Here is a 13,394-nt window from a genome sequence, read left to right on the forward strand (position 1 = left end):
TTCAAGTCACTTTCGTTTGCTCAAATTTAGGCGCGAGAAACTTGGCAGTGAATGAGTTTTGGATTTCTGTCAAATCCTTTGGTGTTCCCTCGAATACAACTTCTCCACCGGCTTTTCCTCCGTCAGGTCCAAGGTCAATTACCCAATCTGCACATTTTATAACATCTGGGTCGTGTTCGATGACAATCACCGTGTTACCTTGTTCTACAAGAGCGTTGAAAGAATCTAACAACTTCTGGATGTCGTGAAAATGCAAACCGGTGGTAGGCTCATCGAAGATAAAAAGGGTGTGCTGGCCGCGATCGCCACGACTGAGGAAGGAAGCGAGTTTTATGCGCTGAGCTTCACCACCACTGAGTGTATTGGATGGCTGACCAAGCGTGAGATAGCCTAGCCCGACTTCCTGAAGTGGCGAAATTTTCTTGACCAGGTTCTCTACAGCCTTCGTGTCATTATCGAGATCTTGGAAAAACCTTACAGCGTCATCAATGGTCAGATCGAGAATATCGCTAACATTTTTACCACCAATTTTCACTTCCAGAATATCTTCCTGATAGCGTTTTCCTTTACAGACTTCGCATTGCAACTTTATGTCGGCCATGAACTGCATTTCTATAGTCACTTCACCTTCACCTTCGCAGTTTTCGCAGCGGCCACCAGGAACGTTGAATGAGAAATGGGAAGGCTTGTAAGCCCTTGACTTCGCCAATTTAGTTCTACTCAGCAAAGTTCTTATTTCGTCAAAAGCCTTCACGTATGTTACAGGGTTTGAGCGAGAAGACTTGCCAATCGGGTTTTGATCCACCGACTCCACAGCCTTCACGACTTCAATGTCTCCGGTGAGATCTCCGTAAGAGCCTGTCTTATGCGCATAACCTCCCAGCCGCTTTTGAAGGGCAGGGGAGAAGAGGTCATTCACCAGTGTAGATTTACCTGATCCGCTGACACCGCTCACTACTGTGAAAATTCCCAGAGGGAAATCGACAGTAAGATTTTTCAGGTTGTTTTCCGAAGCTCCCGAAATGGTGATTTTATCCTTCCATTTTCTGGTTTGCGATGGAATGGGAATTTCCCGACTTCCAGTAAGATACTGTGCTGTGAGACTGTCTTTTGCTTTGTTTAATTTCGAGTGATTACCCTGGAAAACCAGATTTCCGCCACCAGTTCCCGCCAATGGCCCCATGTCCACCAACTGATCAGCAGCCTTCATGATTTCCTCATCATGTTCCACCACAATCACTGTGTTGCCGAGATTTTGCAGTCTCTTCAAAACTTTAATTAGTCGATGAGTGTCCCGCGGATGCAACCCAATGCTGGGCTCGTCCAGGATGTACATTGAGCCAACGAGGCTGCTTCCAAGAGATGTGGCAAGGTTTATTCTTTGTGATTCACCGCCAGAAAGTGTACTCGACTCGCGATTCAAGGTCAGATATGAAAGACCAACATCATTCAGGTATTCGAGCCTCGAGCGGATTTCAGTGAGCAGTCGCTTTGCCACTTCATGATCGTGCGCATTTAAGCTAAGGTTTTCGAAAAACACCGTGAGCTCAGATAATGGAAGCTTGACCAAATCTGCGATCGAACTGCCATCGATCTTTACGTAGTGTGCATCTTTTCTAAGTCGTGTGCCTTTGCAATCGGGACATTTTGTTTTTCCGCGATAGCGACTCAACATCACGCGGTACTGAATTTTATAGGCATTTTCCTCGAGCATTTTGAAGAAGGCACTCAGTCCGCCAAAGTATTGGTTTCCCGTCCACACAAGTTCTCTTTGTTCTTCGGATAACTCTCTGTAAGGCTTGTGAACAGGGAAGTCGAACTTTTCAGCATTCAGGACGAGTTCTCTCTTCCAGGCGCTCATTTTGTCGCCTTTCCAGGCCACAACAGCATCATCGTAAATCGACTTGCCTTTGTTAGGTATCACAAGATCTTCATCAATACCGATAACGGAGCCAAATCCTTCACAAGTTTTACATGCACCTACTGGATTATTGAAGCTGAAAAAATGAACAGAAGGCTCTTCGAAGGTGATGCCATCCAATTCAAATCGATTGGAGAACGAAAACTTAGTGTTCTTTTCATCCATCACTTGCACCACACATTCGCCTCTTCCTTCAAAAAAAGCAGATTCGGTACTGTCGGCAATTCGAGCCTTGTTCTCATCCGTGTCTTTGGCAATTAATCGATCAATTACAATACAGATTTCATCTTTCGAACCAATTTCTTTCTCTACTCCGTCTTCAATTCTCTTTACCTCTCCTTTGTGCCAAATTCTAACAAACCCTTGTTGTGAGAGTATTTTGAGTTGGTCCTTTAATGATCTATCTGACTTGCGATGGAGTGGAGCCAGAATCAGGAGTTTGGTGCCCTCTTCTAAATTAAGGATAGCATCCTGAACATCCTCAACCCGGTGTCGTTTAACTTCTTTGCCGGAAACAGGAGAAATGGTTTTGCCCACTCTGGCAAAAAGCAATTTCAGGTAGTCGTAAACTTCTGTGGTTGTTCCAACTGTAGAGCGACTACTTCTTGACACGACTTTCTGCTCGATTGCAATTGCTGGAGATATTCCTTTGATGTAGTCCACCTCTGGCTTGTCGAGCCTGCCCAAAAACTGGCGAGCGTAAGAAGAAAGGCTTTCTACATATCGCCTTTGACCTTCGGCATAGAGCGTGTCAAAGGCCAAAGACGATTTTCCCGATCCAGAAAGACCGGTAATCACTACAAATTGATTTCTCGGTATGGCAACGGACACATTCTTGAGATTGTGTACCCGAGCATTTTTTATGATGATGTTTTTCCGGGGATCTAACTGATCTACAGACGATTTTTCGTGCAACTCTTTTTCTCCTTTTTGAGTATTCGTAATGAGTTCAAAATTAAAATGATTTGACTTTTTAAATTGTTTTTCTTTATATTTGTTTTAGCAGCGACTGGAATTACCTTCGCTCTACAGTGAAAAGAAAAAATTTGTCTGGGCGCTTTTGCCCAAATTCCATCACCAAAAAATAGGAGATTAGATATAGCAAAAACTCTACTCAACAAAAGTTTACGTACGATTAAGTATTGAATTTTAATTAAAGGGAGGGTTTTATGCACTTATCTAATGAAGTTTCAGACCGCGTATTGGTACGCCAATATTTGGATGGAGATGACAGAGCTTTTGAACAGCTCGTTTCAAAACACAAAAATGCCATCTACACGAAAGTGTTCATGATGGTAAGAGATCAGGATATCGCTGAAGATATCTTTCAGGATACCTTTATCAAGGTGATCAACACACTCAAATCAGGACGATACAACGAAGAGGGTAAATTTTTGCCCTGGGTAATGCGAATTGCGCACAACCTAACGATAGATCATTTTCGCAAAAACAAGAAGATGCCTACCGTTAGAGGTGACGATGATTACGATGTATTCGCGACCATCAGCCAAAGCGACATGCACATTGAAGATAAGATGGCCTGGGAGCAAATTCTGAGCGATGTGAAAGGATTAATCAAATATTTGCCAGACGAACAGCAGCAGGTTGTAATGATGCGACACTATTATAAAATGAGTTTTAAGGAGATTTCCGAGAAGCTCGATATCAGCATTAACACTGCGCTGGGTAGAATGAGATACGCTCTGATTAACATGCGCAAACTGATTGATAAGCACGGTATCAGATTAACCATGTCATAAATTTGTAGTTCGTTAACAATAAGGTAAGATCGCTTGTCGTTATAGCTGGGAAACCAATAAAAGTAACCACAAGCCTATGAATGATTTTACTCTAGATGATTTAGCATCTTTCTCTCGTGAAGAAGATAGCTTTTATCAAATTTTCAAAAACAAAGACATGGTAGAAATGCCGGAAGTGGAGCTGGAGCCCAGCGATGATGCTTTGAACAGGATTTTCGCGTACAACAAAGCAGTTAGCGTTCGCGAGTCTGAAAAAATGGACAGGATCAACATGGTCCTCAATTAACCTCAAAAATTTAGCAGAAAAGCTCTTCCAGTTTTGGAAGGGCTTTTTTTATTGCGCCATGCTTTCGTCCTTGAGAGGCACGACTCCTTTTAAGCCTCTTTTTTCGATATGGTGAAAAATGTGAGACTCTATAGTTTGAGAAGAGGTCATGTGAATCAGAAAGGTCTCTGCTTCTTCTACACTGCGAATAGGAACGTCATTTTCGATGAAACCAATTCCTTTAAAATGTCCGCGTTCTATCAGAATAAATGAGTGTTCGTCACTGCTTCTGCCTTTGCTTCTGAGTGCAAACGAACTTCGAGAATTATTTTCACCTTCCAGTGCCTCGTGTAGCTTTTTGTTGTGAACCTCAGGTGTTGAATCGCTTGTGGCACTTACAGGAAGACCGCAAAATTCATAAGGAATATCGTGACGGTCGGCAAACCTGAAAAGCCAGTTGCGCGCTTCGAAAGCTGAGTGAAATCTTCTCACCGGTTGGTGAGACCTGCTCACTTTTTGAACCGCTAATCTGTAAAAGCCTTTTTGATCGAGATATTTGAAAACGCCATACTTTCCGGCCTGAGATTTTTGAGCGTAATTAAATTTTGGCCACAACCTTCTGATTTCATTGTCTTCAATGAGAAATGCGATCAGCTCTGTTCCTGTTAGTTGATAAGTGATGTCTCTAATTTCCCTGGCAAATGTCTGTCGTCTTGCACTTTTCATACCCCCGCTGAAGTGCGATCGCACGCGCTTCTTGATGTTTTTTGCCTTGCCGACATAAATTACTTTGCCACTACTGTCGTGGAAATAATAAACTCCAGGCGATTCTGGCAATGCATGATAAATGGATTTGTCCAGGTTTTGTGGGAGAAAGTGATCTCCAGACCCGCGCTTTAGAGCTTTCTCAATTTCTCCGTGTTCATCATTTTGCAGAAGCTGGGTGAAGAGTTCGCTTGTTGCGCGAGTGTCTCCTAGAGCGCGGTGAGGCGCCTCGTTGTTGATCTCCCGTTGTCGGCACAAGTTGGAGAGACTGTAAGATCGGTATCCGGGAAATATTTTCCTGCTGAGTCGCACGGTGCACAGTTTCGATCGGTTCCATCGTATACCTTCGAGCTCAAAAGCTTTCTTTATGAAAGAGTAATCAAAATGAACATTGTGAGCTACAAAAACGGCATCTTTCGTGAACTCGTCAATCTCCTTAGCCAATTCAGAAAACGAAGGAGCGTCTTCTACCATTTCGTTCGTGATTCCTGTCAATCTGGTAATGTGATAGGGAATCGGTTTATCTGGGTTCACTAAACTGTGCCATTCGTCTATCACTTTTTCACCATTGTGAAGACAAATAGCTATCTCGGTGATGGTGTGGCCGCTTGCGTAGCTTCCCGTTGTTTCTATGTCGGTAATTGCGAATATCATTTCTCAAAAAGAGCTCCTTACTCCGTAACCTATTTGCGATGTGATTGAAAATATTGCAAATTCGGCAAGATTTCAATCAAACTTTTAGCGATGTTTCAAAAAGGATTTTTTCGACTAACTCTTTGCCTCTTAGTTTTCCTCGCAGCTTGTGACTCAGACACTGATAAAAAGTCTTCTGGAAACAAGAAGGAAGTAGACAAAGATACTGAACAGTCAGAACCCAAACCAACTGAAAAGGGTGATGCTGAAGCAGCGCAAGAAAAGCAAGAATCGGTCGAAGAGAAGCCATCCAAACCGCTCTACCCGAGGCTCAACGATGAAAATGCCGAGGAGTTCCTGAGAGAATACGGCAAGGATCATCCTCAAACGCGTGTTCTGATCCAAACCAATTACGGAGATATCACAGTGAAGCTCTACGAGGACACTCCTCTTCATCGAGCAAACTTCCTTTACCTAATTGAAAGAGGCTATTACGATCCGGTCGAGATTACGCGAATCATCGATGAATTCATGATTCAGGGAGGAAACTCGCAGGACAGCAAACCTTCGGACATGCGATACCTGATTGGAAAGTACACGATCCCATCTGAGTTCAGGCTTCACCACATTCACAAAAAAGGAGCACTGGCAATGTCCCGCAATTATGAGGACAATCCAGAAAAAAGGTCGTCAGCCTACAATTTTTATCTCGTTGACGGCAGAAAAATAGGCGATATGGGTTTATTCAATGCCGAAAAGCAAAGAGGTGAGAAGTACTCCGAAAAGCAGGAAGAGATTTACAGAACCGTTGGGGGCGCAGCTCACCTCGATTACGAGCACACAGTCTTTGGTGAAGTAGTAGACGGAATGGAAGTGGTAGAGGAAATATCACAGCTCAGGACTGATAAAGCAGACTGGCCGATCAAGCTGGTGGAAGTGAGAATGAAGGTGCTCGATTAATTCTTATTTTTGAACAAACCCACAAAGAGATGAAAAGATCGATTCAGGTAAATTTTGCTGCTGTGCTGTTGATGTTGTTTTCAGTGACTCTTGCCAGGGCGCAAAGCGTTAATGGAAACTCTGCGGTTATTCCGATTTACCAGGGAGGTGAAGATGAGTTTGATCCTGAAGAAAGAAATGGATTCAGCATTGGACTCACCATGGGGATGTATTTCGCCAATAAGAAAAGCGCTCAGTTTTACAACGGTGCTTGCCAGAATCAACTCGAAGATAACATTGCTAGGTGTTATGATATCGCTACCAGGTTGACTCCAATTCAGAATGGCGGAACTTTAAGCTCTAATGCCTACAACGATATTCTCGATCACTATGGAGCTTCTGGAGGTTACCTGGAGTTTCCCAGAGATATGCATCCAGCAAATATGCGCTATCGACCATCTTTCATGTACGGCCTGCAGGTGAAGTACAATTTTAATTACACCAGTGGGCTGGTATTCGCCTTAAATGTCACTAATCTCAAAACGGTTGATGTTTACACTGTGAATATCGTAGGTGCTTCTCCAGAGCAAAACGAACAGAATAACATTCAAGTACTGGACATTAATGGTACTGAAGATCGTTTTCACATGACACTGGGTTACAGAACTGGTTTTGAGACCGGGCCAAACGCCAATTTCTTTTTTGAGGGTGGTGGAACCTTATTGGGAACAAGAGTAAAGTCGAATGAAATTTTCATTGCAGAACGATCCTACGAGCTTTTCATTGGAATCGATAATCCCAATCAGGCTCCTCAGCAATACAATCCTCGCACAGAGGTAGGGATTGGCTTTTACGGAGCAATGGGTTGGGAGATGTTCTTCAATGACCGTTACGAAGTAGAACTTGGTGGAAGAATTTCAAGAGATCCAGTGAAGATGGGAACCTATGAAGAAGCGCTCTTCAGTTCTCAGATTTACCTCACTTTCTCCATCTAACCGTAGTAGCTACAAAATAAAACCGGCTCCAGTTGGGGGACTGAAGCCGGCTCGTAAACCTTAACCAAAATGATACTAACTAACTCAAATTCTTTCTTTGAAGAAGAATCTGATATCAAAGATAGGTGGCTGCTTTCGGTTAAAAGGCCTCAAATTGACTTGCGGTATCAAAAATGAAACGAACGGTCAGACTTAATGATTTAATGCAAATTCAAAACTGAGCAAATGAGTCACACAACAAACAGAAATAAAGCTCCAGAGTATTATCTCAGATACATTGAACTGGCAAATGCAAAGCAAATGACAGTTGAGGAGCTTCTGAGTGATGGGGAGCGTGAGTGGCAACAGTTGTTTCAGAACATCGATGATGAGGCAGCAGAAAAACCTTATGCAGATGGGAAGTGGAGTTTAAAAGAGCTTATTCAACACGTGATTGATGTTGAGCGAGTGATGAGCTACCGAGCCCTGATGTTCGCCAGAGGCACTGAAAAACGCCTGGTTGGTTTTGATCACGATCAGTTCGTTAGCAGATCGAATGCAAACAATCGAACCTTGCTCAATTTAATGGAGGAGTCTGCAGTGGTGAGGAGCTCGACTATTCATCTCTTCAAAAGTTTCTCTCAGCAGATGCTCGAAAAAGAAGGGCACTTTAGCGATAACGATGCTACAGCATCTGTGGAAGCACTTGGCTATATCATTGCCGGCCATCAACTCCATCACATGAAGGTGGTTCAGGAAAAGTATTTGTAAATAAAAAACCCCGACATTTTCATGTCAGGGTTTTCAGTTTCCTGGTTTTTTACAGAAGCACCGAACTGTTGCTCGGCACTCTTGCTCCAAACTGTTTTGTGACTCCGCTAGGATTCAAACCTAGGACCTCTTGAGCCGTAATCAAGTGCTCTATTCAGCTGAGCTACGGAGCCATTTCGATCTCTATCGCTTTAGAGATGCCCGTTGATTTTCTCAAACGGGGCGCAAATATATAAATTCCTTTTTATTCCAAACCAATTTTTATTGGCAATTCAATGCTCAATTGATTACCAAATCTTGAGAAACTTTGTCACATCCCTTTCTATCTTTGCCTCATGAATTTTAAAGCAGGGGATCACGTAAGGTTTTTGGACGAAGAAGGACAGGCCATTGTAAAATCGGTTATTGATAGCAAGACAGTTTTGATTGAAGACGAAACAGGTTTTGATTACGAGATAGATGCGGCCAAGCTGGTGAAGACTGCTTCTCCCGATGAAGAAAATGGAAAGTACGAGCAGGTGCAGCCAGACATAAGAAATGTTCTGGAAAGAAACCTCGATGAAAGTGCAGCCAAAAAGGCGAGTGACGACTTCAAGGTGAAGTATAAAAGACCGACAGCATCGCCAAAGCGTAAGGGCGAGTTTATGGAGGTCGACCTGCACATTCACGAAATTCGAGAGCAGAGTAGTGGGATGAGCAATTCAGAAATTGTGCAGATACAGATGGATCACTTCAATCGCATGATGCGCATGGCTAAGCAAAAGCGCCTTGACAGAATCATTTTTATCCATGGAGTGGGCAAGGGTGTGCTGCGCATGGAAATTAGAAATGCTCTGGCCAACTATTTTCCCGAATGTACTTTTCACGATGCTCCTTATACCGAATATGGTTATGGAGCCACAGAGGTGATTTTGCGAAAAGTCTAGTTCATCGTCTTCTTTCTGGCCTTGGATCGAGATAAGGTCGACTGTCGGGTCCCTGTCGGACGTCCACATTCGATTCGAGCGTCCATTTACCTTTATCCAGCTGAAGAGCATCGAAAGTGAGGTCAGGACCATAAAAAGCGTAGTTTCCTTCCATGCCGCCACTGCGGGGAGCCAGGTGGTCAAAAATGATTCGCTCTTTTCGGGGATAGAACTTCAGCGACATCGACACTTCATTTGCGTATTCGAAAATCACGCGCTTCTGCACTCCGTTTTCCAAGTGAAAAACCGATGCCCCAAATCGAGGTTCATTTCTGGAATCGAAGCTCAACACTTCAATAAATTTCCTGTTAGTGATACCGTCTTTGCCGTCCCAGCCCAACAGCACGTAGTAATCTTTTCTGCCGCGGTCCATCTCAATGATGTTGTAGTAGAGCGCGCCATACCACTCGTCAGCTCTCAGGGTGCGGTTTTTTAAATTTGAAGGAGGTCGGTTGGATTTTTCGAGCTGTACCCAACTCAACTCGCCATCGGTGGAATCATCTTTAATCAACAAGAAAGCTTCGTAGCTGTGAAGGGCATCTTCAAGCGGAATGTTCCAGTTGAAAATCCTGAAACGCTCATCTGGAGAGGTCAACACTTGCATTCCCTGAATCCTTTCAAACGGATAATCAAAAAATCCAGGTTCGTTCCAGTTGTCGTTGAGCAACATTTTGCACGAGTCACTTGCTGCAATTCTTTCGTCTACATTGTCCGAGCTACCAATAACCTCTTGGTAGTAATTGAGTTGATTTTCGATTGCTGAAAAATCTCCTTCTTTCTGAGCCGAAATGCCCGAAACAGAGATTAGTGAAAGACAGAAAAGTGCAAAAGAAATGCTTCTCATCGATTGTTATTTGTTTGTGCAAGCTAACGAAAGAAAATTCGAAATCATTGTTCAAAAATATTGCCACAAAAAAAGTCGTCCTCAGCAAAGAGAACGACTTTCTTTAAAAGTTTTATAACGATGGGAATCCCTTAGAGATGCATGAACTCTTTCTTAGCGAGGAGCTCCTCTTCAGATTCTCTGTGGTCTGGATCGTCTACACAGCAATCAACCGGGCAAACTGCAGCGCACTGAGGTTCATCGTGAAACCCAACACACTCGGTACATTTATCTGTCACGATGTAGTACACGTCCATGTCTACAGGATCGTTCTCCGCATCGGCATCTATATCTGTTCCGTCCAGTTTTTTTGCTCTTCCCTTCAGGCCGGTTCCATCGCTGTATTTCCACTCCATGCCTCCTTCGTAAATCGCGTTGTTGGGGCATTCCGGCTCACATGCACCGCAATTGATGCATTCGTCTGTAATCATTATTGCCATATCACTGACTTTTTCTTTTGAGAGATTTACTTTTGCAAATATATCAATAGAAAATCCCCGAAGACCGGGGATCAATTGCAAATTTTATCTGTTTATCATTTATGCAGTTACAACAGCGAATAAAGGCGTTTGTTCAGTTGGGTAAAGTGTTGAAGGCCATAGGGTCCAGAGGGCCATGGCCAGGTTTTGAAATTGGAGTTGGCCAGACAGAGTACGAAAGTCTCGAACGACAAGTGCAACAAGCTCAGATCCACAACAAGTGGTTTACCGAAGAAAACGTTCGAAAAGCAATGAAAGCCTGGGGTGAGCAGCTCACAGCTGAAAACCTCGAGAAGTGGCTGGAAGATTATTCAACTGATTTTGAGCAACCGATTGACAAAACGGTAGGCATTGTGATGGCCGGAAATATTCCTCTTGTTGGTTTTCACGATCTACTCACGGTTTTGATTTCAGGAGCAAAAGCCAAGGTGAAAATGTCTTCGGATGACACTGTGCTCATGCAACAAGTGATAGAAACCGTGATTTTGATTGAGCCTGATTTTAAGGATAGAGTGGAACTTGCACCAGATCGTCTGAAAGGAATTGATGCAGTGATGGCCACCGGAAGTAACAACACAGCGCGCTACTTCGAGTACTATTTTTCCGAAATGCCTAACATCATTCGAAAAAACCGAAACTCAGTTGCAGTTCTTACGGGTGATGAAAGTGCCGAAGAGCTGCATCAACTGGGGACAGATATTTTTGCATACTACGGCCTGGGATGCCGCAATGTCTCAAAGATTTACCTTCCCGAGAGCTACGATCTGGATGCTTTTTTCAAAGGAATTTTCGAGTATAAAGATGTGATTGATCACAACAAATACGGTAACAATTACGACTACAACAAGACCATTTGGTTGATGAACAAGGAGACTATTTACGACAATGGCTTTCTGCTGTTAAAAGAAGAAAAGTCTCTTTCATCTCCTCTGGCTACAGTCTACTACGAGCGGTACAACGATATAGACGATGTGAAGACCGAGCTTGAGAATCGAAGCGAAGAGCTGCAGTGTGTTGTTGGTAAGGATTTCCTTCCTTTTGGAGAAGCGCAGCAGCCGGCACTTTGGGATTATGCCGATGGCGTGAACACCCTTGACTTCATGAAATCGCTTCGTTAGAAATGAAATTTTAACCGGGGATTGTTGTTTGATTGATCTGAATTGGATCCATTTCAATTTCAGAAATGAGTTCAGTTCACTTACTTTTGTCCACCAACTTAGAGGAATATGAAATTAAGATTGATTTTCGGGTTAGCACTGCTTTCCCTCGTTTTTGGCTGTAGCACAGAAGTTGAGCTCAATGCTCCATACAAATCGACCACCGTTGTTTTCGGAATTCTGGATGCCAAGGAGAGCAGACAATACGTTAAAATCAACCGCACCTACCTCGGTGACGGCAACAATGCCGAGTACGCCCAAATTCGCGATAGCCTTGAGTACGAATGGGATGAGTTCAACTCAATCACCATGTCGGAGATTGTAAACGGTAGCGTAGTTCAGACTTATGAGTTGGATTCAATCACCATTGAGAACAAGGATACAGATGGTGTTTTTTATGCACCGGTTCAAACCGTTTATTACTTTGACGTGGCCCAGGCTGACGAAGATGGAAACTACCTCAATCCAGATGCGATCTACGAGCTGAATGTTGATTTCAAAAACAAAGAAGACGTCTCTGCGCAGACAGATATTATCGATGCCCGGGATGGAAATATCAATCAGAGTCCTTTCGGTTCAATGGTTCAAACCATCATCGGTGGTCAACCGATCTACAACGAAAACGTTTCTCTTCGCTGGACGACTTCGGCAGGAGCAAAGCGCTACGAGTATTCATTGAGGTTTTATTACAGGGAGAACGTATGGGCAGATCTTGAGCAAACTCAACTCGAGGATTCGTATATCGACAGCATTACCTGGAAGCTGGGAGAGTTTGAGACGGAGAACACCAATGGTGGACTTTTGATAGAGCAAAGCTTTAATGGACTTTCATTTTACAACAATGTTGCTTCAAGACTTGAGTCGGATCCTTACATCTCTAGAGAGATGAACATCCAGGACGAGGAGGGAGATTATGTTTCAGTTTCACTGATACTGTCTATTGCAAATGACGAGCTCAATACGTTTATCAGTGTAAATGAACCTGTCACAGGTATTGTGCAAGAACGTCCTTCTTACACAAACGTGAGCAACGGAATTGGAATCCTGGCCTCAAAATCCAGCGCGAGCAGAGGACCGATTGCACTTAGTAAGTTTTCCAGAGAAGAACTCGCTACAGGGGCGGTAACCAGTGACCTCGACTTTTGCTCCAACAGTGATCCGCAAGAGACTTTCTCCTGTGATTAATCGAATTATAACTGTTCGTAAACGTTTTTTTTCAATCGGCTTTCGTAAATTCGTTTAAAGCTAGCTAAAGCGAGAGTCGATATGACAGAGGATTTCCGATCAGAAAATTATTTTGCAACCTACAGGCTTTCCGATGGGATTCTCACCGTAGAGTTCAAGCCTGATGTCATTATTGATCTTCGTGTAGCAAAGAAGGTAGTGGCCGCCAGACACGAGCTCGTCAAAGGTCAGGTTTACCCAACGATGACGGTCATCAACAACGATTATCTTTTACTCGAAAAAGACGCTTATCGCTATCTGGGCTCGGCCGATGGAGTAAAATACATGAGTGCTGGTGCTATCGTTATCAACTCTCCTCTGAGAAGAATCCTCACCAATTTTCAACTGACTTTTTACAAACAAAAAGTGCCATTGAGAGTGTTTTCTTCTCGCAGCGATGCAAGACTTTGGCTTTTAGACTTCATTAAAGACCGCGAAGAAGTCGGCCGCTAATTCTTGCTGTCTTTTTCGTTGGCTTTCATTTTATCAATTTCGTTGGCAAGCTCTTCGGCCTCTGCCAACAGCGCATCACCTTTTGAGCGATCTGAATGCGAAATTTCGTAAGCTTTACTTAGCAGCTTTCGGTGCTTGTCTTCGAGCTTTTCGATTTTACTTTTCTTTTTGAATAGTCCAAACATGGCTGTCAATTTTAGAGAGA

At 43.4% G+C, this 13,394-nt stretch carries 14 protein-coding genes and 1 tRNA gene; 9 read left to right on the top strand and 6 right to left on the bottom strand.

All coding sequences use genetic code 11. The features are described from left to right. Position 1 precedes the first annotated feature (1 nt). On the bottom strand, positions 2-2,836 hold the full coding sequence (gene uvrA, locus ABHV44_RS09515) for an excinuclease ABC subunit UvrA (RefSeq protein WP_459074449.1): 2,835 nt from the start codon (positions 2,834-2,836) through the stop codon (positions 2-4). A gap of 254 nt (positions 2,837-3,090) precedes the next feature. Between uvrA and ABHV44_RS09520 the strand changes: the two genes are divergently transcribed. Further along, complete coding sequence (locus tag ABHV44_RS09520) at positions 3,091-3,681, top strand: RNA polymerase sigma factor (RefSeq protein ID WP_459074450.1); 591 nt, start codon at positions 3,091-3,093, stop codon at positions 3,679-3,681. A 76-nt stretch (positions 3,682-3,757) separates the two neighbouring features. Next, a complete protein-coding gene (locus tag ABHV44_RS09525) occupies positions 3,758-3,967 on the top strand; it encodes a hypothetical protein (protein WP_459074451.1) in 210 nt (69 codons plus the stop codon). A gap of 48 nt (positions 3,968-4,015) precedes the next feature. Here ABHV44_RS09525 and ABHV44_RS09530 read toward each other — a convergent pair whose 3' ends face one another. Then, positions 4,016-5,365, bottom strand: a complete 1,350-nt coding sequence (locus ABHV44_RS09530; RefSeq protein WP_459074452.1) for an exonuclease domain-containing protein — start codon at positions 5,363-5,365, stop codon at positions 4,016-4,018. Positions 5,366-5,455: 90 nt separating this feature from the next. Here ABHV44_RS09530 and ABHV44_RS09535 point away from each other — a divergent pair, with 90 nt between their 5' ends. The 3 genes from ABHV44_RS09535 (at position 5,456) to ABHV44_RS09545 (ending at position 8,028) form a co-directional block, all read left to right on the top strand. Continuing rightward, positions 5,456-6,304 (top strand): peptidylprolyl isomerase, encoded by an 849-nt coding sequence (locus ABHV44_RS09535; RefSeq protein ID WP_459074453.1) that lies wholly within the window; start codon positions 5,456-5,458, stop codon positions 6,302-6,304. Between the two features lie 29 nt (positions 6,305-6,333). Next, positions 6,334-7,278 (top strand): hypothetical protein, encoded by a 945-nt coding sequence (locus ABHV44_RS09540; protein ID WP_459074454.1) that lies wholly within the window; start codon positions 6,334-6,336, stop codon positions 7,276-7,278. 225 nt (positions 7,279-7,503) lie between these two features. Then, positions 7,504-8,028 carry a DinB family protein gene (locus ABHV44_RS09545; protein WP_459074455.1) on the top strand — a complete coding sequence of 175 codons (525 nt, stop codon included), beginning with the start codon at positions 7,504-7,506 and terminating at the stop codon, positions 8,026-8,028. A 99-nt stretch (positions 8,029-8,127) separates the two neighbouring features. On the opposite strand, the gene ABHV44_RS09550 is transcribed toward ABHV44_RS09545, so the two are convergent. After that, positions 8,128-8,201: transfer RNA gene (locus ABHV44_RS09550), tRNA-Arg, on the bottom strand. Positions 8,202-8,363: 162 nt separating this feature from the next. Between ABHV44_RS09550 and ABHV44_RS09555 the strand changes: the two genes are divergently transcribed. Further along, on the top strand, positions 8,364-8,954 hold the full coding sequence (locus ABHV44_RS09555) for a Smr/MutS family protein (RefSeq protein ID WP_459074456.1): 591 nt from the start codon (positions 8,364-8,366) through the stop codon (positions 8,952-8,954). Between the two features lies 1 nt (position 8,955). Here ABHV44_RS09555 and ABHV44_RS09560 read toward each other — a convergent pair whose 3' ends face one another. After that, the gene (locus ABHV44_RS09560; protein ID WP_459074457.1) at positions 8,956-9,837 is read right to left on the bottom strand and encodes a hypothetical protein; all 882 of its coding nucleotides are present in this window, start codon (positions 9,835-9,837) and stop codon (positions 8,956-8,958) included. A gap of 131 nt (positions 9,838-9,968) precedes the next feature. Beyond that, entirely contained in the window at positions 9,969-10,316 is a 348-nt protein-coding gene (locus tag ABHV44_RS09565) for a 4Fe-4S dicluster domain-containing protein (RefSeq protein ID WP_459074458.1), read from the bottom strand. A 101-nt stretch (positions 10,317-10,417) separates the two neighbouring features. Between ABHV44_RS09565 and ABHV44_RS09570 the strand changes: the two genes are divergently transcribed. The 3 genes from ABHV44_RS09570 to ABHV44_RS09580 all read left to right on the top strand — a co-directional run bounded on the left by ABHV44_RS09570 (position 10,418) and on the right by ABHV44_RS09580 (position 13,189). Then, positions 10,418-11,473, top strand: a complete 1,056-nt coding sequence (locus ABHV44_RS09570) for an acyl-CoA reductase (RefSeq protein ID WP_459074459.1) — start codon at positions 10,418-10,420, stop codon at positions 11,471-11,473. Between the two features lie 108 nt (positions 11,474-11,581). Continuing rightward, positions 11,582-12,697 (top strand): hypothetical protein, encoded by a 1,116-nt coding sequence (locus tag ABHV44_RS09575; protein ID WP_459074460.1) that lies wholly within the window; start codon positions 11,582-11,584, stop codon positions 12,695-12,697. A gap of 81 nt (positions 12,698-12,778) precedes the next feature. Next, positions 12,779-13,189, top strand: a complete 411-nt coding sequence (locus ABHV44_RS09580; RefSeq protein ID WP_459074461.1) for a DUF7793 family protein — start codon at positions 12,779-12,781, stop codon at positions 13,187-13,189. On the opposite strand, the gene ABHV44_RS09585 is transcribed toward ABHV44_RS09580, so the two are convergent. Next, a complete protein-coding gene (locus ABHV44_RS09585) occupies positions 13,186-13,374 on the bottom strand; it encodes a Lacal_2735 family protein (RefSeq protein WP_459074462.1) in 189 nt (62 codons plus the stop codon). The two genes, ABHV44_RS09580 and ABHV44_RS09585, sit on opposite strands and share 4 nt — an antisense overlap. Between the last annotated feature and the right edge of the window lie 20 nt (positions 13,375-13,394).

This window comes from Halocola ammonii (assembly GCF_049334165.1).
GTDB lineage: Bacteria > Bacteroidota > Bacteroidia > Flavobacteriales_D > Sanyastnellaceae > JBEGHD01.

Coding starts and splice junctions, on each gene's coding strand:
- ABHV44_RS09520 (WP_459074450.1), top strand. CDS start 3,091: ATGCACTTATCTAATGAAGTTTCAGACCGCGTATTGGTACGCCAATAT.
- ABHV44_RS09525 (WP_459074451.1), top strand. CDS start 3,758: ATGAATGATTTTACTCTAGATGATTTAGCATCTTTCTCTCGTGAAGAA.
- ABHV44_RS09530 (WP_459074452.1), bottom strand. CDS start 5,365: ATGATATTCGCAATTACCGACATAGAAACAACGGGAAGCTACGCAAGC.
- ABHV44_RS09535 (WP_459074453.1), top strand. CDS start 5,456: ATGTTTCAAAAAGGATTTTTTCGACTAACTCTTTGCCTCTTAGTTTTC.
- ABHV44_RS09540 (WP_459074454.1), top strand. CDS start 6,334: ATGAAAAGATCGATTCAGGTAAATTTTGCTGCTGTGCTGTTGATGTTG.
- ABHV44_RS09545 (WP_459074455.1), top strand. CDS start 7,504: ATGAGTCACACAACAAACAGAAATAAAGCTCCAGAGTATTATCTCAGA.
- ABHV44_RS09555 (WP_459074456.1), top strand. CDS start 8,364: ATGAATTTTAAAGCAGGGGATCACGTAAGGTTTTTGGACGAAGAAGGA.
- ABHV44_RS09560 (WP_459074457.1), bottom strand. CDS start 9,837: ATGAGAAGCATTTCTTTTGCACTTTTCTGTCTTTCACTAATCTCTGTT.
- ABHV44_RS09565 (WP_459074458.1), bottom strand. CDS start 10,316: ATGGCAATAATGATTACAGACGAATGCATCAATTGCGGTGCATGTGAG.
- ABHV44_RS09570 (WP_459074459.1), top strand. CDS start 10,418: ATGCAGTTACAACAGCGAATAAAGGCGTTTGTTCAGTTGGGTAAAGTG.
- ABHV44_RS09575 (WP_459074460.1), top strand. CDS start 11,582: ATGAAATTAAGATTGATTTTCGGGTTAGCACTGCTTTCCCTCGTTTTT.
- ABHV44_RS09580 (WP_459074461.1), top strand. CDS start 12,779: ATGACAGAGGATTTCCGATCAGAAAATTATTTTGCAACCTACAGGCTT.
- ABHV44_RS09585 (WP_459074462.1), bottom strand. CDS start 13,374: ATGTTTGGACTATTCAAAAAGAAAAGTAAAATCGAAAAGCTCGAAGAC.